This window comes from uncultured Umboniibacter sp. (assembly GCF_947497555.1).
In the GTDB taxonomy this organism is placed as follows: domain Bacteria; phylum Pseudomonadota; class Gammaproteobacteria; order Pseudomonadales; family DSM-25080; genus Umboniibacter.
The window spans coordinates 462793-488551 of the sequence record NZ_CANMGY010000001.1 but is presented as its reverse complement, the minus strand read 5'-3'; the positions used below and the strand labels follow the sequence as shown (position 1 = coordinate 488551).

Here is a 25759-nt window from a genome sequence, read left to right as displayed (position 1 = left end):
CTATGCGCCCAATTATTCGCTGGTTTGCCGAGAATAGCGTAGCCGCCAACCTACTGATGATTCTAATCATTGTCGGCGGGCTGTTTTCCGTTGGTAAGCTCGGAAAGGAAGTTTTTCCATCCATCCCGCTCAACATTGTAGTGGTGGAGACCTCCTATCCGGGTGCAGGCCCAGTTGAAGTGGAAGAGCTGGTGACTCGCAGGCTGGAAGATGCGGTGAGCAATGTTGAGGGAGTGAAGGAAATTCAATCATTCTCGCAACAGTCTCGCAGTCGAGTTCAAATTGAAGGCATTGCAGGCTATGACATCCAACGCTTGCTCGCCGATGTGAAAGGTGCCGTCGACAGTGTAATTACCCTCCCAGTAGAAGCTGAGCGACCACTTGTTCGCGAGATGGTGTTCAGTATCGAAGTGATTGACGTGCTGGTGGTCGGTGACGTCCCCGAGCAGACACTGAAGCTTTATTCGGAGCGCGTACGCGATGATTTATCGCTATTACCGGGCGTAAGCCAGGTCAACCTTGAGGCTATTCGTGCCAACGAGATGAGCATCGAGATTTCCGATGCGCAGTTGCGACGCTTCGGTTTGAGCTTTGACGATGTTGTGAGTGCGGTGCGTAATTCATCGCTTAATCTGCCGGCCGGAACAATCCGTTCGGCTAGCGGTGATATCCAAGTACAAACACGCGGCCAGGCCTACAATGCAATTGACTTTGAAGAGTTGGTCGTTCGGGCGCTTCCCGATGGCACCGTGGTTCGTGTTCGCGATATTGCGGTGGTTAGCGATGGTTTTGAAGAGTTTGATCTCTATGCAGATGTTGATGGTGTTCGTGGCGCTTCAGTTGAAGTAGCCACTGGCTCGGACCCAGATTTGCCGGAGGTTACGGCTGCGGTAAAAGAGTATGTTGCGCAAGCACAGCAAACACTGCCAAGCGGTCTGACTATTATGACCTGGCGCGATCGCTCAGAGGCTTTTGAAGGCCGAATGAACTTACTATTGAGCAACGCGTTTCAAGGCCTAATTCTGGTCTTTATCATTCTGATGTTGTTCCTGCGCCCTATTTTGGCATTCTGGGTAGCGGCAGGTATCGGGGTCTCCTTCATGGGGGCTATCTGGTTCATGCCAATTACCGATACGACATTGAATATGGTCTCGATGTTCGCCTACCTGATGATCTTAGGTATTGTGGTTGATGATGCCATTATCAGCGGCGAGTCCATTTATACCGAGCAGAAAAATGGGATGAAGGGTACGGCAGGAGCGATTGCTGGTGCATCTCGGGTCGCGGGGCCCGTTATCTTTGCGGTATTGTCGACCATGGTATTCTTCGCTGCGATGTTGTTCTTGCCGGGTAATAGTGCGGCATTCCAGCGCCCTATTGCGATGGTAGTTATCATCACCCTGACCTTCTCGCTCATTGAGTCGCTGCTTATTCTCCCTGCTCACTTGGCGCATATTGGCCCTGAGAAGCCGCCAAGAACCTTTGTCGGCAGATGGCGTAATGCGGCAGCTGAGAGTTTGATGACCTTTGCCAACAAGGTCTACCTCCCACTGCTCAAGAAGAGCATTAATGCTAAACGGGTAACGATTCCGACCTTCCTGATCACCTTCGTGGTACTGACCTTGATATATGGACTTGGTTATGTTCGCACCTCGTTCTTTCCCGAAATTAATTCGGACGCCTTGGTTGCGCGAGCGACGCTTGAATCAGGTGCGCCGTTCTCGCAAACTCGTGAGGTGTCCGACAGTATCCGTGCCGGCTTAGATAGGATGGAGCTCACCGACGTGGTTCTGAACGAAAATGGTGACAACGTCTTAGGTAGAACAATGCGTTGGTCGTGGCGGAACAATTCCGTGGTGATTATTGAAATTGATGACCCGACCTACAGTGTAGATACCTGTGCTTTGGCCGATGAGTGGCGCCGAAGCATTACTGATATGCCACCGGTAAAAGAATTTAGGCTCGACTGTTCCTTTGGCGGTGATAACCCTGACGTGAGTGTAAATATCTCAGGTACTGATCCGGTTCAGTTCGATAATATGTTGCGCAATGTCCGCAACCAGTTGGCGACTTATCCAGGTGTTATGGATATCGAAGATTCAATGGAAGCCTCGCGCGATGAGATCGAAATTCGCCTTAAGCCGCAGGCAGAGAATCTAGGGTTAACACTGCGCACTGTGGCGCGACAGGTACGTCAAAGCTTTTATGGTGAAGAAGCACAGCGTATTCCGCGTGGCAATGAAGACGTTCGGGTAATGATTCGCTACCCAGAGGAGGCGCGCCGCACCATTGATACCCTTGATACCATGTTTGTCCGTACCCCGTCGGGTGCCGAAGTGCCGTTCAGTTCCGTGGCAGAGGCCGTGATTGTGCCGGGCTACAACATGATTCAGCGCATCGATCGTCGCCGAGCGGCAACGGTGACGGCAAAGGTATTAGAAGGCACTAGCGATCCAAATATTATTGTTCAGGATATCCTGGATAATTACGCGCCTCAGTGGCAGGCATCAAACCCAGCGGCTTCTATCGATCGCTCAGGTAATATGCGCGAGCAACAGGAATTTTTGAGCAGCTTCATTAGCTTGATTACCATGGCAATCCTAATCAACTTAATGTTGATGGCCATTGCCTTTAAGAGCTATAGCCAGCCTATCTTGATTGCTTCGGCCATACCCTTTGGCTTTGTTGGCGCGCTGATTGGTCATATTGTATTTGGCATTAATATGACCATGTTCTCCGCGCTCGGTATTCTTGCGGTGGCCGGTATTGTGGTAAACGATAACTTGGTATTGGTGGATAGGATTAACCAGCTCTATCGCCAAGGTGGAGAGTTATATGAAAGCGTCATGCAGGCCGGGGTTGATCGTTTCCGCCCTATTGTACTGACTTCCATCACTACCTTTGTTGGACTCGCACCTATTCTACTGTTCGAGCACTCGCCTCAGGCCCAGTTCCTGAAACCAATGGTGGTCTCCTTAGCGTTTGGCGTATTGAGCGCTACGGTCGTAACCCTGCTGTTAACGCCAAGCCTCTACATTGTGCTGGCGAGAACTAAACAGGCGAAGGCCAAAGCTGGCGCGTGGTTGAATAGTGAAGAATATGATGAGGCTAAGGTAAAGCGATAGCTAAACTATGATCGTGAGCTCTAAGATGATTTCACCGTATTAAAGAATCCATTAACCCCAGACTACGAAAGTGGCTGGGGTTTTTTTATATTTGACTAAAAATAGCGTTTGAGGATGATTTTCTTCAGACGAAAAAAAGAGCGCCTAAGCGCTCTTTTCATCAGATCAGACTATCTGGATAGTCTAACCCTTCGGACCAGCCGCGATGATTTCGTCCTTCACGTCGAACTGCTTAAAGTTCTCAACAAACAGCTTAGCTAGCTTGTTAGCCTGCTCGTCATAGGCTGCTTGATCGCTCCAAGTGTTACGTGGGTTTAGGTAAACCTCATCAACACCGGGCACTTCGTTCGGGATAGTGAGGTTTAGCGAGTCGATTTGAGTTGTTGCTACATTCTCAAGCGCACCGCTTTGGATAGCTGCAATCACCGCACGGGTGACTGGAATTGGGAAGCGCTTGCCTTCGCCGCCTGGAGCACCCGAACCACCGGTCCAACCGGTGTTAACGAGGTAGACACGAGAGTCGAAGTCTTCAATGCGCTTCATGAGCAATTCAGCATAGTCACCTGCTGGGCGTGGCATGAATGGTGCGCCGAAGCAGGTAGAGAACGCTGGGTTAATACCGGCAGCAGCACCTAGCTCAGTAGAGCCAACGCGAGCTGTGTAACCGCTTAGGAAATGATAGGCCGCCGCTTCTTTGCTCAGTATTGATACCGGCGGAAGAACGCCCGACACATCGCAGGTTAGGAAGATCACAGCTTTTGGTTCGCCACCGTTGTTGGTAGGCGCGCGCATTTCTACGTGGCTACGTGGGTACGAACAACGACCATTCTCAGTGAGTGACGTGTCGTCGTAATCAGCGATTCCCGCGTCATCAAGTTTTACGTTCTCAATGATGGCGCCAAAGCGGATAGCGTCCCAGATAACTGGCTCGTTCTTCTGCGACAGGTTAATGGTCTTCGCATAACAACCACCTTCGATGTTGAAGACAGAACCCTTGCCCCAACCGTGCTCATCGTCACCAATGAGGTAACGCTCTGGATCAGCTGAAAGCGTGGTTTTACCGGTACCAGATAGGCCGAAGAACAAGCACACGTCGCCCTCTTCGCCCACGTTAGCGGCACAGTGCATTGGCATCACGTCTTTTTCAGGTAGCAGGAAGTTCTGTACCGAGAACATGGCCTTCTTCATTTCGCCGGCGTAACGCATGCCAGCAAGCAGTACTTTACGCTGTGCGAAGTTGATGATGACAGTGCCGTCCGAGTTAACGCCATCGCGCTCTGGATCACACTCGAAGGAGGCAACGTTAAGAATCTGCCACTCTTCCTTATTGATTGGGTTGAATTCCTCTGCACGAATGAACATGTTCAAGCCAAACAGGCCCTGCCATGCAGTTTCAGTGATGACCTTCGCAGGTAGATAATGCTCAGCGTGTTCGCCAATGTGAAGGCTAGAGACGAAGAATTCGTCCTTCTCTACTAGGTAATCTTCAACTCGCTGCCAAAGCGCGTTGAACTTGTCCTGTGGAAACGGACGGTTGACCGGACCCCAGTTGATTGCACTCTTAGTAGAGGGCTCTTCGACGATAAAACGATCGGCAGGTGAACGACCTGTGCGTTTGCCTGTAATTACCGATAGTGCGCCAGTAGCTGCGAGCTCACCCTCACCACGACGAACAGCGTGCTGAATGAATTGGGCCGAAGTAAGATCGATGTGAGCCTTTTGGGTATCAATCATTTGTGTCATGTAAATTCCTAGTCGCTCGAGGCGAAAAACGTGTGGAGTGTGAGACAGCGATACTGCCAGTGAAAAATGCTGCTTCCTATACGAAAAATCGAGTACGAAAAACGTACTTATCTACGAATGAAAATAGTTTCTTTCACAGCCAATAGTGTAGCTAAATAGTGCGTCCGAAACAGTATTTTTTTTAGGCAATTTTGTAGTAAAACTACAGGCTTTATGGGGCTTTCAGAGGTGTTTTTAGTGCGGTTTCTAGAGCTTAAAAAGGCCTCGTTCGAGGCCCATTCGTTGGTAGTTAGTGGAGCGGTTTTTCAATCATTTCGTATACGAAATTTAGGCTGCTTCGATCAAATTTATAGCGCTCCCGGCAGAACTGGCAGTCTACGTCAATTGCCCCACCCTCTTCATCAATCGCCTGCGCTATCTCGGCTCTAGGGACAGAGCTAAGTGCTCGAGCCATCTTTTCAAAGGAGCAGCTACACTTAAAGCGAACCTCTCGAGGGTCGAAGATACTAACCGCCTCTTCGTGGAATAATCGGTGTAATAATTCAGGCGCTTCCAACTGAGTGGCTTCGTCCTTCGTCACCGTATCACCGAAAGCGCTCAATTGGTCAAAAAAGGTATCGTTGTCATCTTTTGGTAGTACATTTTCACCAGGAAGGATCTGCAGCATTAACGCGGCGGCTCGATTATTGCCATAATGCATCCAGTATTTCGTACGTAGTTGTTCTGACTGCTCAAAGTAATCTGCCAGTGCGCCAGCCAGATCTTCCTTCTCAAAGGCAACAATTCCCTGATAGCGATTACCTACAGTTGGATCAATCGTAATGGTTAAAGCGCTATCACCTAGTAGCTGGCTAAGTGGCTGTTCAAACACAGCAGGGTCCGCAGCTTCGTCGTACTGAGCGATACAACGGAGGTCGGTATGGTTGCTACACTCCGCCATAATCGTCTTAAGTGGTCCGGTTGATCGAACCTGAAGCGTGACCACCCCCTCGAACTTCAACGTGGTAGATAGAATAGCGGTGGCGCACAGAAATTCCGCTAATAGCGCCTTGATGGGCTCAGGGTAGCTGTGACTCTTCAGTGCCGCGTTCAGTGCATCGTCAATCTGCACAAATTGGCCGCGAATGTCCGCCTCATCAAACAAAAAGCGTTGAATCTGGTCTTGGGTGCTCATAATCTGTGTTACCTAGTCTTGGGGGTTAGCCCTTAAATGGGGTTGATCTTAAAAATCTCAACCTTCGGCGGTATCAATTCGTTTAAAACGGTGAATTTGTCGGCGCTGCTTCTTCGTTGGGCGATGCTCGCTCAAAATGTCGGCACCGCGATGGGCTTTACGAAGTTCCGCCGCCTTCTCCCTAGCTTTGATACTAGCTTCTGTTTCCTCATATTGATCAAGCGCAATTGGCGCCCCAACGCGCTTTTCGATGAGGCCACGAACAATGATGATCCTGTCATCGTAGCCTAGCGTCACCTTTAGCTCGTCATTAATATGTAAGTCCCTGCTGGGCTTAATCCGCTGTCCAGCGACCAATACCTTGCCGCTTTCGATGGCCGCCTTTGCGAGCGATCGGGTTTTGAAGAGGCGAACGGACCACAGCCATTTATCAGCTCTGACGGCAGTGAGCGGACTACTCATGAGGGAGCGCCTCATCAAGATAATTGACGGCAGGCCATTGGCTAACTTCACGAGCAGGATGCTGGCTAGATGGCTGAGTGATGCACAGTAGATGGCCAATACCGAATCGTTCGGCTGACGCTAGGACCGAGAAGGAATCATCCACAAAAAGCGTGCGCGCTTTGTCAAAGCCCTGCTGGTGGATAATAGCGTCCCAGAATTCCTGGTCTTCCTTCGGGTGGCCGAAATCGTGCGAACTTACCAACGCATCAAAGTAGTGCTCAATATCAACTTCCGCCAATTTAATGGCCAGTGTTTCGCGATGGGCGTTAGTGGCCATCACGATAGTTTTACCCTGTGCCTTCAGCCAAGCCAGGAAAGCTTGAGTACCGGGACGCTCGCCAATACGATCTTTAACCGCTCTCTTCATCTCGGCCACCGGCATATCCAGTGCCTTAGTCCAATAGTCTAAACAGTACCAGGCAAGATTACCCTGCTCGCCCATAAATATAGGCTCCAAATGACGATAGGCATCGTCAAAGCTGATGCCGTGCTTCTTCGCATAGGTTTCCGGAATTAACTGACCCCAGAAGTACATATCAAAGCTAAGGTCTAATAAGGTACCGTCCATATCTAGCAAAACGGTGTCGATCTGGTCCCAGTCGGGTATCATAGGTCATCCACTACAAAGGTTTGTGATATGCCATCAGCGCCAAAAATATTAGCTCGACAGCGAGTTGCTCAATCAACACTGTTCTCTGTTGAGCAGCTTGAGCTCGAGTTTTCTAATGGTACGAGACGAACCTACGAACGGCTCATTACCTCAGGTGGCCCGCCGGCAGTTATGATGGTTCCCATCACTAGCGACGATAAATTACTACTCATCAGAGAGTATAGCGCGGGAACGGATAGTTATCAGCTCTCGCTACCCAAAGGCGCGGTTGACGAAGCGGAGTCGTCGGAGGACGCTGTCCATCGGGAACTTCGGGAGGAAGTGGGCGTCGATGCGCGGAAGCTACAGTATCTAAAACGCATGACGTTGGCGCCTGGATATATGCAATACAGCATTGACTGCTACCTCTGTTGGGATCTGTATCCCGCTTCGCTTGAAGGTGATGAGCCCGAACCGTTAGAAGTGGTCGCCTGGCCGATCGCCGAGCTAGAACAACTCTTCGAGCGCGACGATTTTAGTGAGGGGCGCGCTATCGCGGCCATTTATCTTGCGCTACAGGCTCAGCAGCGGCTCTGCCTTAGCGCCAATGCCAGCAAGGACTCCCTATGACAGAATTTCGTGTTATTAGTGATCTGCCTGCCCTACTGAAGGCCAATACGCCGCTACTCGATTTGCGCTCGCCCGGAGAAGTGGCCGTGTCAGCACTACCTAATGCGACCAATATTGCGCTATTAGATAACGAGCAACGGGCTCAGGTGGGCACCTGTTACAAACAGGAGGGCGAGCAGGCAGCGCTAGCGCTTGGCGATCAGCTAATATCTGGCGAAGTAAAAGCGCAGCGTTTAGCCGCATGGGATACCTGGGCGAAGGATAACCCTAACGGTGTACTCTATTGTTGGCGTGGCGGTCTCCGCTCCCGTTTGACGCAAGCCGCGCTATTGAGCTTGGGCCATGACGTGCCGCGAGTCGACGGCGGTTATAAGGCGCTAAGACATACCCTGCTGGCCGAAATGGAACAGGCGCCCAGTGCTAACTTAGGTGTCGTCAGCGGCGCCACGGGCTCGGGAAAAACCGATGTGCTCCTTAAGCTTTCTCACGCGATTGATCTAGAGGGGCTCGCTCGTCACAAGGGTTCAGTATTCGGCCAGGGCATTGAAGAGCAGCCAGCGCAAACCAGTTTCGAGAATGAGGTGGCGCTTAAGCTACTCCAACGAGATACGAGTAGCCGCTGTTGGTTGGAGGATGAGGGTCGGCTTATTGGACGCTGTTGCGTGCCGCCCACGCTGCAACAGGCGATGCAGCATTACCCGAGGGTAGAAATCGAGGCCACCGAAGAGGAGCGGATTGATCGTTTACTGAGAGATTATGTTGTTAACCGAGTGGTTGACTATCAAGATCGCTATGGTGACGACTACGTAAGGCCTTATCGAGAGGCGGTTCTTGCTCAATTCGCACGGATTAAGAAGCGCCTAGGTGGGCTGAGGCATGGTGAGCTCCAAAGTCGGATTGAAGCGGCCTTTGAGGCCTATGAAACGAGTAGGGATCCGTACGAACACCGAGCCTGGATAGCAACCATTCTGACCGAATACTATGACCCAATGTACAACTGGCAACAAAGTAAACGCGAGGGTGAGGTCGAGTTTCGCGGTGATTTCGATGCGGTCGTCGAATGGTGTGAAACGTCTCGCTCAAAGTGACCGTTAACTCGCGCAGAGAGATTTTTTTGAAAATAAATTGGCAAATTATAGAATAAGCAACCATTTTAATAGAGACGGTTGAGTAATTTGCTAAAAAGGAGTCTCTGATGGCGAAGAAGAAGTCAAAGGTTACTGAAGATAAAAGCGCTAATGATGCAACGTATGACGGCAGCGGCGAACTCCGCACAATGACGTCAAATCGTTCAGTGCGAGAGCAGCTCTCGGACGATATTGCGCAGTTCTTACAAAGTGGCGGTGAAATTGTTGAGGTTGAAAAGAACCTGATGGCCGATCCACCGCAAAAGCCCGCCTCGAACTACGGCAGTAGGCCTATCTAAACAGCCATCGACGGGTTGCTTTACGATCAAGCTAGGTCTCTAACAGACCTAGCTTGAGACAACGTATTCTAAGCGTTCGCGCTGTTGAGTTTTGCTAAGGCATCCGGTAGTTGAGCTAAATTGTTGATGGTTCCCTGAAGCGGTAGACCGTTGATGTCATAATGAATGAAGTGCCATCCAGCGGCTCTGGCGGCTTGGCCATCATAGAAATCGCTATCGCCCACTAACACACACTCGCTGGGACTCAGCGCATAGTTCTCTTGGCAGTGACTGAGCATCCCTATCTCTGGTTTAGCTGCGCCGATCCCCTCAGCGCTTACTGATATGTTGAAGTATTTGCCGATAGCTGTCTCCTCAACACGGCAATTACCATTACTGATGGCCGCTAGCTTAAAGTCGGGAGCTAACAAATCCATGAGAGCTTCTACCTCAGGAAACAACACTACTTCCGTGCGGGCGCGCATGAATACTTCAATGGCCGCCTCGGCAAATTGGTGTGCGTCCTCGTGGTTGTAACCCACCTGGGCGGCGGCCGAGGCGAAGCTACGTTGACGTGAATCGGTGAGCTGCAGAGCGTAATCTATCTGCGGAGCAATGACTGACTTGCGCAACTCATTGAGGGTTTCAATAGACCAGCAGGCGGCTATATCAGGATGCTGCGCTTGAATCCAATTGAAGGTGGTCTCTTCAGCGCGATTCAGGACATCAGCCCCGTCCCAAAGCGTATCGTCTAAGTCAAAGGCGACGAGCTTAATGTTGTTCATTTTTTCTTGGCCCTAGGGTGTGCTTGGTCGTACACCGCGGTTAAATGTTGGAAGTTTAAGTGAGTATACACCTGGGTGGTGCTAATGTTTTCATGGCCCAAAAGCTCCTGCACGGCGCGCAGATCTCCCGACCCTTCTAGAAGGTGCGACGCAAACGCGTGGCGTAGCAGGTGAGGGTGTAGTCGAACGTCTAAGCCCGCCTGTTGACCGCGCTTTTCCACGATATACTGAATACCCCGATGACTTAACCTAGCGTTGGACTGCAAGTTAATAAATAGGGCTGAGCTCGGCGCCAGCTGACGACGTACAATCCATCGTTGCAGGGCCTTTTTTGCATGCGAACCAAACGGGATAATCCGCTCCTTGGAGCCCTTGCCTAAGACCTTTAGCTGCTGTCGCGGGAGGTTGACATCACTGACGTTAAGGCCGGCAAGCTCCGCCAGGCGAAGGCCGCTACTGTAAAGCAGTTCGAGCAGGGCACGATCGCGTAAATCCGCATCCTCATCCCCGGCTACTACTACTGCTGCCACGGTAGCGTCTACATCCAGAACCTTCGGCAGAGGTTTCGGCAGTTTTGGGCGCTTGAGCGCAGGTAAGGCAAAATCTTCGGATAGCAGTCCATGCTGACGAGCCCACTTCACAAAAGTCTGTAAACTCGAAAGTGCTCGGGCAATCGAGCGCGTAGCAAGGCCGGCTCGCGACATGTTGGCAATTTGCGCTCGCAACGAACTCACGGCTAGGGTTTTTTCTAAAGGCTGTGGTTCATCGTCAATGAAACGCTGTATATCACGGCGATAGCTACTAATGGTGTGTGGGCTGAGGCGACGCTCGACCGTCAAATGCTCAACCCACTGGGCAACCGCCTTATGCACGGCGATTCGTTAGCTCAGGAATGAGCCGTTGTAGTACTTCACCCACATAATTGAGGAACAGTGTCCCCATTCCGTTCCGGTAGAAGTTAGGGTCACTGTGACCCACCGCGAGGACGCCTAATAACTGAAGTTGTTGTAAAGGAGCAATGGCGGCTGAACGAATACCGTTTCGCCGGAACAGCCAATTCATCTCGTTGGCTGGAAATTCGCCACAAATAGCCTTCTGGCTGGTAAGGATGGTACCCACGTATCGATTCGCATCAATCACCCGCTCCGCTCGACAACCATCTATAGGTGTTTCGGAAAACAGAATCAACGAACAGGCCTCCACACCGAAGTCATCGTACAGGCTTCGCTCTACGGCATCACTCAGTTCGGCTAGATCCTGTGACTCCAGAGCACTGAGAACAAAGCGACGAGTTTGTTGAAACTTATGATCATTATCACGCGCGCGCTCTAGGAGGCTATCTAAGCGAGTGTGAAAGTCCTTATTTCGGTCCCGTAACACATGAACTTGATGTTCGAGTAAAGAAATAGCGCCGCCACTCTGGTGCGGTACCTTCAAGGTGTTCAAGAGTTCTGCATTCTCGAGAAAGAATTCAGGGTTTGAGCGCAAGTAATTGCGCACGGCCTCAGGAGTTAAGGGTGTATCTTCGACCTTTTCGATGGTCATATTCTTATTTGCCCACTAAATACGGTAGTTGCTGGGCCAGTCATGAATACAGATCCATCATTACCGTCCCACTCAACTTCGAGTGTGCCACCTTTTAGTAATAAATTCACCTTTGTGTCACACCAGTCATTACGGATTGCGGTGACAGCTGTGGCGCAGGCCCCCGTTCCACAGGCGAGCGTTTCACCGGCGCCGCGCTCGTACACGCGTAAGCGAATAGTTTGGCGATCAATAAATTCAGCGAAGCTGACATTCACTCCTTCAGCGAAGGCGCGATGCTTGGTGAGTATTCGACCATACTTTTCAACGGGGTAGCGCTCGGCCTGGCTGACTCGGGTGACGATATGGGGGTTGCCCATGGATACCGCAGAGACTTTGAAGTGGCGATCCCCGCCTTTGAGCGAGTACACGGCTGCTTTGTCGCGATCAAGCTTGAGTTCAGCGGGTTCGAACGACGGGGCGCCCATGTCGACACGAATCTGACCGTCGTCGCGAATCGTTAACGTTAAATCGCGGGATTTAGTTTCTACATGGATGGTGTCGCGATGGATGAGGCGCTGGTCGCGAACGAACTTGGCGAAGCAGCGAGCGCCGTTACCACAGTGCTCAACTTCAGAGCCATCGCCATTGAAAATACGGTATTTAAAGTCCATTTCCGGGCGGCTAGGCGCCTCGACGATCAGCAACTGGTCGCAGCCGATGCCGAAGTGACGATCACCAAGCTGAGCAATTTGTTGGTTGGTCAGGCGCACGCGCTGACTCACTGCATCAACAACGATAAAGTCGTTGCCAAGACCATGCATCTTGGTAAATTTCAACAGCATAATTACTCCGCTAGTAGGTGCTCGTGGGCAAAGAGATCAGTAATCACTTCGCGGCTACGTATTTCAACGAGCTGATCTTCGCGCAACAATACCTCGGCGCACCGTGGGCGGCTGTTGTAGTTGCTCGACATGGTAAAACCATAAGCACCTGCCGAGTGAATTACAAGTAAATCTCGCTCAGCGATGCTCAGCTGCCGATTTAGTCCTAAAAAGTCGCCGGTTTCGCACACGGGGCCAACGATATCCCAACAGTGTTCACTAGCCTCAAGCTTACGCGGGCCTGCAACCACATCAATGTGATGGTGACCTTGGTACAAAGCCGGCCGCATCAAATCATTCATGGCGGCATCAACAATCGCGAAGTGCTTACCGGTGTTTTCTTTGCTGAGAATAACTTCGGTAATTAAGATTCCTGCGTTGGCGACAATGGAGCGCCCGGGCTCAAAAACAATTTCCAATTCACGATTAGCTAATTTATCGCTAACGGCTGCGATGTAACTCTCGGCTGATGGCACTTGCTCGTTGGTATAGCAAATTCCCAGACCACCGCCTAAGTCTAAGTGGCGGATATCAATACCAACGTCAGCGAGTTGGTCGATGAGCACAAGTAACTTATCGAGCGAGGCTAAAAAGGGCTCTAGCTCGGTGATTTGCGAGCCGATATGACAATCGATACCGATGACCTCTAACTGAGGTAGCGAACAGGCATACTGATATGCCGTAACCGCCTCTTCATGGCTAATACCAAACTTGTTAGCTTTCAGGCCAGTTGAGATATAGGGGTGGGTTTTCGCGTCAACGTCTGGATTAATACGCAACGAGACTTTGGCTTTGGTTTCCTTCTCCGCGGCAACCGTATTAATGTGGTCTAGCTCGCGAATGGATTCTACGTTGAAACATTTGATGCCTACCTCAAGGGCGCGGGCAATGGCCTCACTCGACTTGCCTACGCCAGAGAAAACAATTCGCTCCGGCTTGCCACCCGCGTGCAGAACACGCTCGAGTTCACCCTGCGAAACGATGTCAAAGCCAGCGCCTAAACGACTCAAAAGTTGCAGTATCGCAATGTTTGAGTTGGCCTTTACCGCATAGCAGGTCAGCACCGAGTGTTTTGAAGGTGCTTGGTGCCAGTGTAAAAAAGCGTTGCGGATAGCCGCCTCGTCATAGAGATATAGCGGCGTGCCAAAGGAGTTCGCGGCTTCACGAATTATCGTTGGCGAGAAATTGCGATTTACAGCTGACATAGTGCTAGCTTAATCCTCTAAAGCGGGCTGACTAGCATCTTCCTCAGGAAGGTAGAGCGGGCCCTTTTGGCCACAGGCCGCTAACAGGCCTAGAAGAATGAGAACAGCAACGATACGATGATTTAACATAATGAGCCTGCCTTACGCTGAAAATGACTGTAAGTGAGTAAGCGCGCGCTCTGCTGCAGCGCGCACCTGATTGGGTGCGGTTCCACCTAAATGATCTCTTGCGGCGACCGAGCCCTCTAGCGTGAGAACTTCAAATACGTCGGCGCCGATGGTCTCGCTGAAACCCTGTAGCTCCTCGAGACTCATTTCGCTGAGATCGCGCTGTTGATCTACCCCAAACGCTACGGCTTTACCAACCACCTCGTGAGCGTCGCGGAATGGCATCCCCTTCACTACAAGGTAGTCCGCTAAGTCTGTGGCAGTGGCGAAACCCTTTAGTGCGGCATTGCGCATTTCATCCTTGTTGGCCTGAATTGCAGGCACCATATCGGCGAAGGCACGTAGGCAGTCGTGTAACGTGTCAACGGCATCAAAGAGCGGCTCTTTATCTTCCTGATTGTCCTTGTTGTAAGCCAGTGGCTGGCTCTTCATCAAGGTTAATAGTGCAATAAGGTGACCATTCATTCGTCCAGTCTTGCCACGAATTAGCTCCGGAACATCAGGGTTCTTCTTCTGCGGCATAATGGACGAGCCAGTGCAAAAGCGATCGGGTAGTTTAACAAAGTTAAACTGCGCCGAGGTCCAAATTACCAACTCCTCTGACATCCTTGAAAGGTGAGTTAGGCAGAGGGCCGCAGCCGAACAAAACTCGATAGCAAAATCGCGATCAGAAACAGAATCTAGGCTGTTGGCGGTAGGACGGTCGAAGCCCAGCATATCACTCGTAAGCTGACGTTGAATTGGATAGGTTGTACCTGCCAGTGCCGCCGCGCCTAACGGTGATTCATTTAAACGCTTGCGACAGTCAATGAGACGTGAGTGGTCACGTTTCAGCATCTCGTACCAAGCTAGAAGATGGTGGCCGAAGGTGACGGGTTGAGCGGTTTGTAGATGGGTAAAGCCAGGCATAATCGTCTCGGCTTCCTGCGCCGCTAGCTGAATAATGCCGGCCTGCGCTCGGATACACTGCTGCTCAATCCGGTCTATTTCGTCGCGTAACCACAGACGAATGTCGGTAGCAACTTGATCATTGCGCGAGCGGCCGGTGTGAAGTTTTTTTCCGGTGATGCCGATGCGCTCGGTTAGTGCGGCTTCGATATTCATATGCACGTCTTCGAGGCCTACTGACCAGTCGAATTTGCCAGCCTCAATTTCGCTTTCAATCTCCTGAAGGCCACGTTGAATATCAGTCAGCTCGTCGACATTGAGGATGCCTGCTTTTTCTAGCATTGCCGCATGGGCTAAGCTGCCACGAATGTCTTGTCGATAAAGGCGTTGATCAAAAGTTATTGATGCGGTGAATCGCTCTACAAATTCATCCGTAGGTTCTTGAAAACGTCCGCCCCAAAGTTTGTTTTGACTCATTTCAATGCCTGCTATAACTAAAAATAGAAAATTCTTAGGGTATATTAGGTCGGGACGCCCAGTCCTGCAATCCACGTAGGGAATAGAAGCTGATCTGTTTCGGCATAGTAGCGAGTAAAATTGGCAAATTAATTGTGCAAAGCACGCCAGCTTTACTAGTCTAAGAGTTCTAGTCGGCACGGTTTAGTGCAATGAACGGTCATTGTGGCCGTTTTGGGACAACTTTAGGAAGGAAAACCTATGTTGCGAACGATCATCGTTGATGATGAAGCGTTGAGTCGCAAACATTTTAAGCATATTGCTGAGCAAGTTGGCGGGATGCTGCTCGTCGGCGAGGCGGTGAATGTTGTTGAAGCGCGAGAACTTTATGAACGCCTACAGCCAGAGGTTATCATTCTTGATATTCGCTTGCCCGGAACCAGCGGGTTGGACTGGGCGCGCGAGTTGAGTGATTTGCCTTGCCCGCCAGCGGTGATCTTTTCCAGTGCTTACGAATCACATGCACTCGAAGCCTTTCGTTCTGGAGGCGATGGTTATCTGTTGAAGCCAGTTCGGCCAGATCTCCTTCGAGACGCGTTAGCTAAGGTTTCTAAGGGGAGTCGGGCCCTGCGCTCGGCAGCAACGCCCAATGGCGAGCGTCGGTTCCTCACCATTAAGAGTCGCCGCGGCTTAACCGTGTTACCTATCGAAGACGTCCGATATTTCTACGCCGACCAAAAATATGTCATGGCCGTGACCGAGGATGGCGAACGTGTCCTTGATGAAGCATTACGGCACCTCGAAACTGAGTACAGCGATGCGTTGCTGCGGGTTCACCGCAACTCACTGGTCACGATTGAGCACGTTATGGGACTTAAACGGTTAAATTCTGGTCAGTATCAGGTTGAGCTCCAGGGTATTGAGGGTGGACCTGTGGTCTCCCGTCGTCACTTAAGTGAAGTGCGAAAGCGCCTGTCTTCGATGTAGATGTTAATATCCTCGTGTTACTATAATTCCCACAATAATTTTTTGAATGTGGAATCAACATGCCCAATCATGCCATCGTCATTGCTACCCGTGAGAGTGCGCTTGCACTCTGGCAGGCGAATTATGTCCAAGATGCGCTATTAACTGCGTATTCGGATCTCTCAGTAGAACTTCTTGGTATGACTACCAAGGGTGATCAAATCCTTGATACCCCGCTTGCCAAAATTGGTGGAAAAGGCCTCTTTGTGAAAGAGCTCGAGGTTGCGATGTTGGAGCAACGCGCCGACATTGCGGTTCACTCTATGAAAGACGTACCCATGCACTTTCCAGGTGGCCTAGAACTGGGAGTAATCTGTGAGCGTGAAGACCCCCGCGACGCCTTTGTTTCGAATACCTACCAATCCCTCAATGAACTGCCAGAAGGAGCGGTGGTAGGCACCAGCTCACTTCGCCGTAGCTGTCAGTTGAAGTTCGCTCGCCCTGATTTGGTGATTAAGGACCTGCGAGGGAATGTGAATACCAGGTTGGCGAAGCTGGACGACGGTCAATTTGATGCCATCATTCTTGCTGCCGCAGGCCTTAAACGCTTGGGGTTCGATAATCGAATTGCCGAACACATTGATATTGAATTGAGCCTTCCTGCTGGAGGGCAAGGTGCCGTCGGTATTGAATTGCGCAGTAATGATCAACAGACTAGGAGCTATCTCAGCGTCTTAAATTGCGCTGTCACCGCTCCCTGTGTCTTGGCTGAGCGTTCGCTTAATCGTCATCTTGAGGGTGGTTGCCAAGTTCCCATTGCCTGTTATGCCATCTGGGAAGGTGATCAGATTTGGCTGCGTGGCAGAGTCGGCAGCCTTGACGGCAGCACACTGCTTCGTGCCGAGGGCCGAGGAACGGATCCAGAAGCGCTAGGCATTCAGGTTGCTGAGGCGCTACTGGAACAAGGCGCCGGTGAACTCTTGGCGGCAGTCTATGGTGACTAAACGGCCGCGCCTTTGGAACACTAAGCTCGTAGACTTTGCCGAGTCCACATTGAGCGGCGTTGAGGTCGATTGGTTCCATGAGCCGCTTTTCGCCATCACCGAGCTTCCGCTTAGCCCAGAGGGGCGTACTCAGGTCATGTCTTTGGACGAGTACGCAGGAGTCGTTTTTGTTAGTCAAACTGCTATTCAGTTAGCGTTGCCGCATTTTGAGCAGTTTTGGCCACAGTGGCCCACTCGCCAGCACTGGTGCGCAATGGGCAAAGGCTCCGCGGCACTGATTAGCGCCGCCGGCCACGATGTCTTAACTGCTAATCCAGCCACTACCGAAGGCTTGCTTGCTCAGGAGGCGCTGCAGGATGTGTTAGATCAGCGTTGGTTAATCGTTCGCGGAGAGGGCGGCAGAGAGTTGCTTCGTGAGGCATTAGAAGCGCGCGGAGCTAGGGTGGAGTATTTGGAGCGCTACCAACGGCAAAGCCGAGCAGGCGAAGCTGCGATACAGCGGCTGATTAATTCGTCATTGGATGGTATCTTTGTATCAAGTACCCAGGCTTTGAGAGAGCTCGCTACGCTATTTGATGGCAAGATAGCACAGGCTCCCACTTTAGTGGTCCCGGGTGAACGGGCAGCCTTAATGGCGTTGTCGTTGGGCTTTTGCAGTGTAATCGAGGCAGTTTCGGCTGCAGAAAAAGATCTAGTCACCGCCTGGTGTGGTGCGAAGGGGTAAGGGAATGTCGGATAAACTAACCGCTGAAAAAGTTCAAGCCGAGGAGCCGCAAAAGAAAGCGGTTGAGGCGAAGCAGCAGAAGCCCGCTAAGGAAGCAAAGGCGACTTCGCGCGGCTCATTACTTGCCCGCTTTAACTTGCTCATGATTATTATCGTTGCACTATTTGTATTCTGGGTTTGGCAAGAGCGTTTTGTCGAGCACCAAGCCATCACCGCTGAAATCCATCAGGTAGAAGCTTCGAATGAGGTACTTCGTTCCCAACTTGACGGCGCGGAAAAGACGCTCGATATTCTCGCTGACCGACAGACGCAATTAGAGCGAGCACTAGACGACTTAACGGTACTGCAAGAGCAAATCAATCGGGTTGAGTCTGACCTCAAGGGTGTCAGTAGTGCAGATCGTTTGGTGTGGCAGCTAGAGGAACTTGAATTTCTGTTACGGATGGCACGAGAGCGCATTTTGCTTAGCAACGACGTCCAGGGCGCAAGAGCCCTCCTGGGTTCGGCTGATCGACAGCTTCAAGAAATTAACAACCTCGACCTACAGCCTGTGCGAGCAGCTTTGGCGCGTGATCTTATGGCGGTGAATGCGGCAGCGGAAATAGATACGGCGGGTGTGTTTGCTAGGGTGCGCGCGCTCTCGAGTGTGATTGAGTACTTGGAGCTGAAGCCTGAGATTCTAGTTGCCGAGCAATCAGAGCCTGAGCTATCAGCCGATATAAGTACCTTCGATCGCATTATTGCGCTGGTGGATATCCGTGAGTTTGATCGATCGGTCTCCCCGATACTGGCTCCCGAAGAACGCTATTTCGTGAGTCGAAATCTTGAACTGATGCTAGAGGAATCTTTATTAGCTCTGCTACAGCAAAATGAGTCGCTTTGGAGAGCAAATCTCGAACGTGCTGATAGTTGGCTGCAACTTCATTTCTCTGATAGTCCGGAGCGCCGAGCATTCAGTACCGAGCTATTAGCGTTGCGACAGCAAGCTATTTCTATTAGTCAGCTTGATATTGGAGCGGCCGAGGAGGCGTTACAGCGCTTCCGTCTTGGCGCGCAACAAGACACGGAGGAGCAATCACCGTGAAGCGACTCATTATCTGGCTAATGATAGCCGGTATTTCTGGCACGCTGTTAGCAATGTGGGCATTGGAAGATCCCGGCTATGTCGCCCTGGCGCGCGGCGAGCTGATGGTGCAGATGTCAATGGTCACTGCTGTTGGCATACTGCTATTAGCCATGGTCGGTATTTTGCTACTGGTTCGAGTGATCGCCATCCTTTGGATGCCGGGTCGATGGGCTAGGAAGCAACTACTCGCGGGCACTAAGACGCGTGCTACGAGGAGAACTAATCGAGGCTTTCTGGCCTATCTAATGGGTGATTTTGGCAAAGCTCGACAGCAGCTCCTAGCATCTGTTGGCAATGTTGACTCCCCGATGCTGAACTACCTCCTAGCCGCCCGATCTTCGCAATATTTGGGTGAGAATGATCGGGCCCTTGAATTACTTGAAGAAGCCCAATTAGCGGATGGAACTGCACAGGCTGCCATTATCATGGTGCAGGCAGAGATTTATCAGCAACAAGGTCACTGGGAACAGAGTATCGCCATTTTGCAGCGCCTGGAGAATGCGAATAATAACTCCGCTCTGCGATTACTTGCTATCGCCTATGAGGAGTTGAAGGATTTCTCAGCGCTTTACCAATTGCTTCCCAAGCTGGAGAAGTACGGCGTTTTTGATACCACTAAGCTCGAATCTTTTCGTCTCGCTGCGGCGGCCGGACAGTTGGATAGAGCAATGAACGATATTGAGAAAGGACACACGGATAATAGCGCCTTGGCCGCTATCTGGGATTCACTCACCAAGCAAGATCGCCGCAATGCAGGCTTGGCCGCTCACTATGCCTCCATCTTAAAGAGACTCTCTGCCGAAGCCGATGCAGAGAAGCTACTTCGTCCGCTCTTAAGCAGTCAGTCTCCTGATGTCATGATTGAGTCCTACGGGCAGCTTAAGGGCAGTGATGCGATGAAGCAATTGAAGAAACTACAGGGACTAGATCGAACCGATCGAACTGCACTTATTGCGCTCGCTAGATTGAGTTGCTCAGCTGAGTTATGGGGGCAGGCGAAGGATTACTACCAGCGGGCCATAGCACTGACGATGAGCGCTACTGTGGCACTAGAGTTGGCCTCGGTACTGCGGAAGCTAAAGGATGAAAACGGAGCGACCGAAATTGAGCGAAGCGCTTTAGTGGCGCTTGCTCAACGTTAATCGTTTCAGTCGTCAATGCCTAAATCGGCCCAAATGTCATCAACGCGCTGTTTCACTTGTTGGTCCATTTCAATAGGTTCACCCCACTCTCGCGTGGTCTCCCCCGGCCACTTGTTAGTAGCATCCATGCCTACCTTGGAACCAAGTCCCGAAACCGGTGACGCAAAATCGAGATAATCGATTGGCGTATTTTCAATGATGGTCATATCTCTAGCCGGGTCCATACGAGTGGTCATGGCCCACACCACATCCTCCCAGTTACGCGCATCAATATCATCATCCACAACGATAATGAACTTGGTGTACATGAACTGACGCAGGTAGCTCCACACCCCTAGCATTACTCGCTTCGCATGCCCAGCGTAGCCTTTCTTGATACTGACCACCGCCATACGGTAAGAGCAACCTTCGGGAGGCAGGTAAAAGTCGACGACTTCGGGAAACTGTTTCTGGAATAAGGGCACGAAGACTTCGTTGAGTGCCACCCCTAAGATGGCTGGCTCATCAGGTGGTCGTCCGGTGTAGGTACTATGGTAAATGGGGTCTTTACGGTGGGTAATCTTTTCAACCGTGAACACTGGGAAAGACTCAACCTCATTATAGTAGCCAGTGTGGTCGCCGAAGGGGCCCTCGTCAGCCATTTCATCGGGATACAAGAATCCCTCTAGGACGAATTCAGCACTCGCTGGAACTGACAGGTCGGAGAGTAGTGCCTTCGCAACTTCGGTTTTGGAGTTACGAAGCAGGCCCGCGAAAGCGTACTCTGATAGCGAGTCAGGAACGGGTGTCACGGCGCCCAGTATCGTTGCGGGATCGGCACCCAGTGCGACCGCAACCGGATAAGGCTTGCCTGGGTTAATACGCTGAAACTCTTGGTAATCCAGTGCGCCGCCACGGTGAGCCAACCAGCGCATGATCAGCTTGTTCTTGCCGATCTTCTGCATGCGATAAATGCCCAGGTTTTGGCGCTCTTTCTCCGGTCCGCGAGTGATGACCAACGGCCAAGTCACTAGCGGTCCCGCGTCGCCTGGCCAGCAGGTTTGGATAGGCAGGAGATCTAGATCAACTTCATCCAATACCACTTGCTGACAGGCAGGTTTGCGCACTGTCTTAGGGCCCATATTCATTAATTTTTTGAGTAGCGGAGCCTTATCAACGAGATCTTTAAAACCCTTAGGGGGTTCAGGTTGGCGAAGGTACGCAAGGATCTCGCCAATCTCTCTGAGTTTGGCAGTGTCGTCAGTACCCATGCCCATTGCCACACGTTGGGGTGTACCAAAGAGATTTCCGAGCACTGGAGTATCATAGCCTACTGGGTTTTCAAATAGCAGTGCAGGGCCTTTAGCCTTTAGGGTTCGATCACAGATCTCCGTCATTTCTAAGACGGGGTCAACGGGGTGGCTAATGCGCTTAAGCTGGCCGCAGGATTCGAGATAATCGATGAATTCACGTAAGTCTTTATACATGGCTTTTCTACGTTGAGTTGATGCTAATTGGATTGTTTGGCAGATGAAAAAACGGAGCCATTAGGCTCCGTTAAGTTTCATGTCTATTTTCGCTTCATCGACATGAAGAATTCATCATTGGTCTTAAAGTCTTTAAGTCGGCTGATTAAGAATTCAGCGGCCGGAAGGTCTTCCATATCGTGGAGTAGCTTGCGGAGAATCCAAACGCGCTGGAGTTCATCTTCCTTCATCAAAAGATCTTCACGACGAGTGCCTGAACGACGAATGTTGATAGCGGGGTAGACGCGCTTCTCGGCGATCTTACGATCAAGGTGAAGCTCCATGTTACCCGTACCTTTAAATTCCTCGAAAATAACTTCGTCCATCTTTGAGCCGGTATCGACCAATGCGGTAGCAATAATGGTTAATGATCCACCGTGCTCGATATTACGTGCTGCACCGAAGAAACGCTTTGGACGTTCAAGTGCGTGGGCATCAACACCACCGGTTAAGACTTTACCTGAGCTTGGAACAATAGTGTTATAGGCTCGGGCTAAACGAGTGATTGAATCAAGGAGAATGACGACATCCTTTTTATGCTCAACTAAGCGCTTGGCACGCTCGATGACCATTTCTGCTACCTGTACGTGACGAGCTGGTGGCTCATCGAAGGTTGAGGCAATCACCTCGCCGCGCACGGAACGCTGCATTTCAGTTACTTCTTCAGGTCGCTCGTCAATCAACAGAACCATGATGTGTGCTTCAGGGTTATTGCGAATGATAGATTGCGCGATATTCTGCATCATGATGGTCTTACCCGCCTTCGGCGGTGCAACAATCAGTCCACGCTGGCCTTTACCAATCGGGCTAACGAGATCAATGATTCGACCCGTTAAGTCCTCGGATGAGCCATTACCCGCTTCGAGTTTTAAACGATCATCTGGGAACAGTGGAGTCAGGTTTTCAAAGAGAATTTTGTTGCGAGAATTTTCCGGCTTATCGAAATTAATCTCAGCAACTTTCAACAGCGCGAAGTAGCGCTCGCCATCTTTCGGTGGGCGGATCTTGCCTGCAATGGCATCACCAGTTCGCAAATTAAATCGACGAATCTGACTAGGGGAGACGTAAATGTCGTCCGGCCCCGATAGGTACGAGCCTTCAGCTGAGCGAAGAAAGCCGAAGCCATCCTGGAGAATCTCCAAGACACCGTCACCGTAGATGTCTTCACCACCTTTTGCGTGGCGTTTCAGGATCGAGAAAATAATGTCCTGCTTGCGAGAACGAGCAAGATGATCGAGCCCCATTTCTGCGGCAATATCTAAAAGCTCGGCAATCGGCTTTTGTTTCATTTCAGTTAGATTCATAGGCTTACTATTTTTTTTGAGTTGTTAGAAACGGCTAACATCGACAGGTCTGTCGAAAACAAGGAAGCGTTAAAAAGGTGGTTTTGGGATCCCGAAGGGATGGTTAACAGCACTGCTAAATCTTAATGCTGAACCTCAGTATAAACACGCAACGCTAAATATGAAAGGTTAAAGAGAAAAAATCTTATAACACTCTAATGTGACGGTGATTATCAACGGACTACTGAGTCATTGACCCGCTAGATTGCAAGTGGAAAAAGCCGACTCGTTTAATGAGTCGGCTTTAGCGGTTACAGATTTTCTTCGATGAATTGCGCTAGCTGCGCTTTAGACACTGCGCCTACTTTCGTTGCGGCGATCTCACCGTTTTTGAAAATCATTAGCGTGGGAATGCCTCGGATGCCAAATTTCGCTGGCGTCTCTGGATTTGCTTCAATATCTACCTTCGCAACCGTTACGCGGCCCACAAATTCATCCGCAATGTCGTTCAGAACGGGAGCAATCATCTTGCATGGGCCACACCACTCTGCCCAGTAGTCGACCAATACTGGCGCTGAAGAATTTAGTACATCATTCTCAAATGATGCGTCGCTGACGTTAACAATGTGCTCGCTCATGAAATAGTCTCCAATAGAGGGAGTTTAGCTCCCAAATTCATTTAGCTTAAATGTGAGGGTTGAGCAGGGCTTTTTCAACCCCCTGTAAAAAGATATTTATACCTAATTCTACTCGTGCTATTCATTCTCCGGGAGGAACTGAGACTGCACGTGATTTAGAAATCGCTGTCCGCGATAGGTTAACTCAAAGCCTTTGGGGTTTAAGGTAATCAGGCCTTGATCCTTGAGTAGGCGAAGTTTATCGCTGATGGTTTCGAAGGCGGTGCCGGTCGTTTGTTCAAACTGAAGCTGGGTAACTGGAGAGAACAGCCGAAGGCGGTTTAGGAAAAACTCAAAGACTTTATCTCCACTCGGTACTTCGAAGTCCTTAACCTTAAGATGAGTCATATAGTCCTCAGGGCGACGAGTCTTCTGTCGCCGTCGCACTGCATTACCTTGGCTGTATTTTCCGTGAGCGCCAGCTCCCAAACCAATGTAATCTTCGTAGTTCCAGTAGCTTAAGTTGTGTCGTGAGACTGCACCATCTCTGGCCCAAGCGGAGACTTCATATTGTTCAAACCCATGGGACTGCAGCAACTCAAAGCCTGCTACTTCAATATCGTCTAAGGCGTCAATATCTGGAAGCACAGGCGGATTGGAATAGAAGGCGGTATTCGTCTCGATTGTTAGCTGATACCACGATAGATGGGAAGGCGCGAACTCGGCGGCACAGGCTAAATCGGCGAGAGCTTCGTCAACACTCTGTTGCGGCAGACCATGCATGATATCAATATTAAAATTATCGAACCCCACTTCTCGAGCCGAGCCAATCGCTCTCTTGGCCTCGAGTGAGCCGTGAATTCGACCGAGCGCAGCGAGTTTATCATCATCAAAGGATTGAATGCCCAGCGATAAACGATTCACTCCAGCTTGAGCATAGCCTCGGAACTTTGCTTGCTCGAACGTGCCGGGGTTCGCTTCCAGTGTAATCTCAGCATCCGTGGTAAAAGGGAAGGCGTCATTTAAGGCTGATAAGATCCGTGCAATGCCGTTCGCAGAAAACAGGCTGGGCGTTCCGCCACCAAAAAAAACAGAATGGGATGAGAGCCTGCCAAGGAGGCTTTTCTCGGCCTCAATGTCCTTAATTAGCGCGTTGATATATTCGTCTTCAGGGATGGCATTGGGATCGCGTTGGTGGGAATTGAAATCACAATAGGGGCACTTGCGGACACACCACGGCAAATGGACATAGATTGCCCTGCTAGGGCTAGCCACCGGTCAGCCACTCCGGATGAGTGTTTAAAAAGTCATTCAGTAGGGCAAGGGCTTGAGCGCGATGACTCGTTGTCATTTTCTCCTCCGAGCTATACTCGGCAGCGGCTCTATCGGAGCCGCTTGGCAAAAACACAGGATCATAGCCAAAACCATTCCTGCCCTGAGGTGCTGTTAAGATCCTTCCTTCCCAAACCCCATTACAGATAACGGGCGTAGGATCCTCTGCGTGACGCATGAGGACTAGGCAACAATGGAAGCGTGCGCTGCGCTGAGTCTTGTCTGCCATGGCAAGGAGTAGCTTCCGATTGTTTGCTTCATCACCCTGGTTGTCGGCATAGCGAGCGGAATAAATACCTGGCTTACCACCGAGTGCATCAACCGCAATACCAGAGTCGTCAGCAAGGGCTGGGAGACCGCTAAGTTTCGCGGCATGGCGAGCTTTCTTGATGGCATTCTCGACAAAACTCAGACCATCTTCAACCGCATCGGGAATGTTTAATTCACCCTGAGAAATCACGGTAATCCCGCGATGCTCTAATTGGCGATTGAGTTCAGCGAGCTTCCCTTGGTTGCTGCTCGCGAGTACGAGTTTACTCATCTTCGATGTACATCTGTTGATGGAAGGTAGCCTCACCTCGACTGCCATCGTCGAAGCCCGCTAGGATAAACACGCGAAGCGTCTCTCGGTCGGTGTAGCGAATCTGGGCAATATAGTAGGTGACTTCGCCTTCATTTATGGGTGTAAATTCGAGTTCGGTCCGCTGCCCTAGAATGTTAAGAATATGAGCACGTAATAGACCAGGTTTTCCCAGTGAAAATTGGTCGACGCCTTCAGGCTTAGTCAAGGCAACGGTCAACGTTGCCATATTAGGCGCGCGCACCAAGCCGAGCGCATTCGCGGAGCTTGCGTCCATCATCTGCGAGTTGAACAGGGTATGGTAGATACGAATACCATTGCCATCGCTATAGAGTTTGTTTTGGGCTAGTGTCGGAGCCGAGACGAAGCACAGTAAGAGTAAAAAAATTCGAATCATAGT

26 protein-coding genes are annotated in these 25759 nt (G+C 50.8%); 9 read left to right on the top strand and 17 right to left on the bottom strand.

Annotated features, from left to right (window positions below):
* Positions 1–2 precede the first annotated feature (2 nt).
* Positions 3–3125: an efflux RND transporter permease subunit gene (locus Q0698_RS02135; RefSeq protein WP_298633249.1), complete on the top strand. Its 3123-nt coding sequence runs from the start codon at positions 3–5 to the stop codon at positions 3123–3125.
* Positions 3126–3308: 183 nt separating this feature from the next.
* Here Q0698_RS02135 and Q0698_RS02130 read toward each other — a convergent pair whose 3' ends face one another.
* From Q0698_RS02130 to yrfG, 4 genes are all read right to left on the bottom strand, one after another.
* Positions 3309–4868 (bottom strand): phosphoenolpyruvate carboxykinase, encoded by a 1560-nt coding sequence (locus Q0698_RS02130; protein WP_298633247.1) that lies wholly within the window; start codon positions 4866–4868, stop codon positions 3309–3311.
* Between the two features lie 289 nt (positions 4869–5157).
* The gene (hslO, locus tag Q0698_RS02125; protein WP_298633246.1) at positions 5158–6042 is read right to left on the bottom strand and encodes an Hsp33 family molecular chaperone HslO; all 885 of its coding nucleotides are present in this window, start codon (positions 6040–6042) and stop codon (positions 5158–5160) included.
* 57 nt (positions 6043–6099) lie between these two features.
* Positions 6100–6504 (bottom strand): S4 domain-containing protein, encoded by a 405-nt coding sequence (locus tag Q0698_RS02120; RefSeq protein WP_298633245.1) that lies wholly within the window; start codon positions 6502–6504, stop codon positions 6100–6102.
* The gene (gene yrfG, locus Q0698_RS02115) at positions 6497–7156 is read right to left on the bottom strand and encodes a GMP/IMP nucleotidase (RefSeq protein ID WP_298633243.1); all 660 of its coding nucleotides are present in this window, start codon (positions 7154–7156) and stop codon (positions 6497–6499) included. The genes Q0698_RS02120 and yrfG overlap by 8 nt, the downstream gene beginning before the upstream one ends.
* A 27-nt stretch (positions 7157–7183) precedes the next feature.
* On the opposite strand from yrfG, the gene nudE reads away from it, so the two are divergent.
* The 3 genes from nudE (at position 7184) to Q0698_RS02100 (ending at position 9191) form a co-directional block, all read left to right on the top strand.
* Entirely contained in the window at positions 7184–7765 is a 582-nt protein-coding gene (gene nudE / locus Q0698_RS02110) for an ADP compounds hydrolase NudE (RefSeq protein ID WP_298633241.1), read from the top strand.
* Positions 7762–8853: a tRNA 2-selenouridine(34) synthase MnmH gene (gene mnmH, locus Q0698_RS02105; RefSeq protein WP_298633239.1), complete on the top strand. Its 1092-nt coding sequence runs from the start codon at positions 7762–7764 to the stop codon at positions 8851–8853. Before nudE ends, mnmH begins: the two co-directional genes overlap by 4 nt.
* A gap of 107 nt (positions 8854–8960) precedes the next feature.
* Positions 8961–9191, top strand: coding sequence for a hypothetical protein (locus tag Q0698_RS02100; RefSeq protein ID WP_298633238.1), 231 nt, complete (start codon positions 8961–8963; stop codon positions 9189–9191).
* A gap of 68 nt (positions 9192–9259) precedes the next feature.
* Here Q0698_RS02100 and Q0698_RS02095 read toward each other — a convergent pair whose 3' ends face one another.
* The 7 genes from Q0698_RS02095 to argH are packed head-to-tail and all read right to left on the bottom strand — an operon-like array spanning position 9260 to position 15101.
* The gene (locus tag Q0698_RS02095) at positions 9260–9955 is read right to left on the bottom strand and encodes an HAD family hydrolase (RefSeq protein ID WP_298633237.1); all 696 of its coding nucleotides are present in this window, start codon (positions 9953–9955) and stop codon (positions 9260–9262) included.
* On the bottom strand, positions 9952–10827 hold the full coding sequence (locus Q0698_RS02090; RefSeq protein ID WP_298633235.1) for a tyrosine recombinase XerC: 876 nt from the start codon (positions 10825–10827) through the stop codon (positions 9952–9954). Before Q0698_RS02090 ends, Q0698_RS02095 begins: the two co-directional genes overlap by 4 nt.
* Complete coding sequence (locus tag Q0698_RS02085; protein WP_298633233.1) at positions 10820–11500, bottom strand: DUF484 family protein; 681 nt, start codon at positions 11498–11500, stop codon at positions 10820–10822. Before Q0698_RS02085 ends, Q0698_RS02090 begins: the two co-directional genes overlap by 8 nt.
* Positions 11497–12324 carry a diaminopimelate epimerase gene (dapF, locus tag Q0698_RS02080; RefSeq protein WP_298633232.1) on the bottom strand — a complete coding sequence of 276 codons (828 nt, stop codon included), beginning with the start codon at positions 12322–12324 and terminating at the stop codon, positions 11497–11499. The genes Q0698_RS02085 and dapF overlap by 4 nt, the downstream gene beginning before the upstream one ends.
* A gap of 2 nt (positions 12325–12326) precedes the next feature.
* The gene (gene lysA, locus Q0698_RS02075; RefSeq protein ID WP_298633230.1) at positions 12327–13568 is read right to left on the bottom strand and encodes a diaminopimelate decarboxylase; all 1242 of its coding nucleotides are present in this window, start codon (positions 13566–13568) and stop codon (positions 12327–12329) included.
* Positions 13569–13577: 9 nt separating this feature from the next.
* On the bottom strand, positions 13578–13697 hold the full coding sequence (locus Q0698_RS02070) for a lipoprotein (protein ID WP_298633228.1): 120 nt from the start codon (positions 13695–13697) through the stop codon (positions 13578–13580).
* A gap of 12 nt (positions 13698–13709) precedes the next feature.
* On the bottom strand, positions 13710–15101 hold the full coding sequence (gene argH, locus Q0698_RS02065) for an argininosuccinate lyase (RefSeq protein WP_298633226.1): 1392 nt from the start codon (positions 15099–15101) through the stop codon (positions 13710–13712).
* Positions 15102–15341: 240 nt separating this feature from the next.
* Here argH and Q0698_RS02060 point away from each other — a divergent pair, with 240 nt between their 5' ends.
* Genes Q0698_RS02060 through Q0698_RS02040 form a run of 5 tightly spaced genes read left to right on the top strand, consistent with a single transcriptional unit; the run spans position 15342 to position 20042 of the window.
* Positions 15342–16067, top strand: coding sequence for a LytTR family DNA-binding domain-containing protein (locus Q0698_RS02060; protein WP_298633224.1), 726 nt, complete (start codon positions 15342–15344; stop codon positions 16065–16067).
* Positions 16068–16126: 59 nt separating this feature from the next.
* A complete protein-coding gene (gene hemC / locus Q0698_RS02055; protein ID WP_298633222.1) occupies positions 16127–17050 on the top strand; it encodes a hydroxymethylbilane synthase in 924 nt (307 codons plus the stop codon).
* Positions 17040–17774 (top strand): uroporphyrinogen-III synthase, encoded by a 735-nt coding sequence (locus tag Q0698_RS02050; RefSeq protein ID WP_298633220.1) that lies wholly within the window; start codon positions 17040–17042, stop codon positions 17772–17774. Before hemC ends, Q0698_RS02050 begins: the two co-directional genes overlap by 11 nt.
* A 4-nt stretch (positions 17775–17778) precedes the next feature.
* Positions 17779–18858: a uroporphyrinogen-III C-methyltransferase gene (locus tag Q0698_RS02045; protein ID WP_298633218.1), complete on the top strand. Its 1080-nt coding sequence runs from the start codon at positions 17779–17781 to the stop codon at positions 18856–18858.
* A complete protein-coding gene (locus Q0698_RS02040; protein WP_298633215.1) occupies positions 18855–20042 on the top strand; it encodes a heme biosynthesis HemY N-terminal domain-containing protein in 1188 nt (395 codons plus the stop codon). The genes Q0698_RS02045 and Q0698_RS02040 overlap by 4 nt, the downstream gene beginning before the upstream one ends.
* Positions 20043–20047: 5 nt before the next feature.
* On the opposite strand, the gene ubiD is transcribed toward Q0698_RS02040, so the two are convergent.
* The 6 genes from ubiD to Q0698_RS02010 form a co-directional block, all read right to left on the bottom strand.
* Positions 20048–21508 carry a 4-hydroxy-3-polyprenylbenzoate decarboxylase gene (gene ubiD / locus Q0698_RS02035; RefSeq protein WP_298633213.1) on the bottom strand — a complete coding sequence of 487 codons (1461 nt, stop codon included), beginning with the start codon at positions 21506–21508 and terminating at the stop codon, positions 20048–20050.
* Between the two features lie 83 nt (positions 21509–21591).
* Entirely contained in the window at positions 21592–22851 is a 1260-nt protein-coding gene (gene rho / locus Q0698_RS02030) for a transcription termination factor Rho (RefSeq protein WP_298633211.1), read from the bottom strand.
* 290 nt (positions 22852–23141) lie between these two features.
* Positions 23142–23468 carry a thioredoxin TrxA gene (gene trxA, locus Q0698_RS02025; protein ID WP_298633210.1) on the bottom strand — a complete coding sequence of 109 codons (327 nt, stop codon included), beginning with the start codon at positions 23466–23468 and terminating at the stop codon, positions 23142–23144.
* Positions 23469–23585: 117 nt separating this feature from the next.
* The gene (gene hemW / locus Q0698_RS02020) at positions 23586–24722 is read right to left on the bottom strand and encodes a radical SAM family heme chaperone HemW (protein ID WP_298633208.1); all 1137 of its coding nucleotides are present in this window, start codon (positions 24720–24722) and stop codon (positions 23586–23588) included.
* The gene (gene rdgB / locus Q0698_RS02015; protein ID WP_298633206.1) at positions 24715–25320 is read right to left on the bottom strand and encodes an RdgB/HAM1 family non-canonical purine NTP pyrophosphatase; all 606 of its coding nucleotides are present in this window, start codon (positions 25318–25320) and stop codon (positions 24715–24717) included. Before rdgB ends, hemW begins: the two co-directional genes overlap by 8 nt.
* Positions 25313–25756, bottom strand: coding sequence for a DUF4426 domain-containing protein (locus tag Q0698_RS02010; RefSeq protein ID WP_298633204.1), 444 nt, complete (start codon positions 25754–25756; stop codon positions 25313–25315). The genes rdgB and Q0698_RS02010 overlap by 8 nt, the downstream gene beginning before the upstream one ends.
* Positions 25757–25759 lie beyond the last annotated feature (3 nt).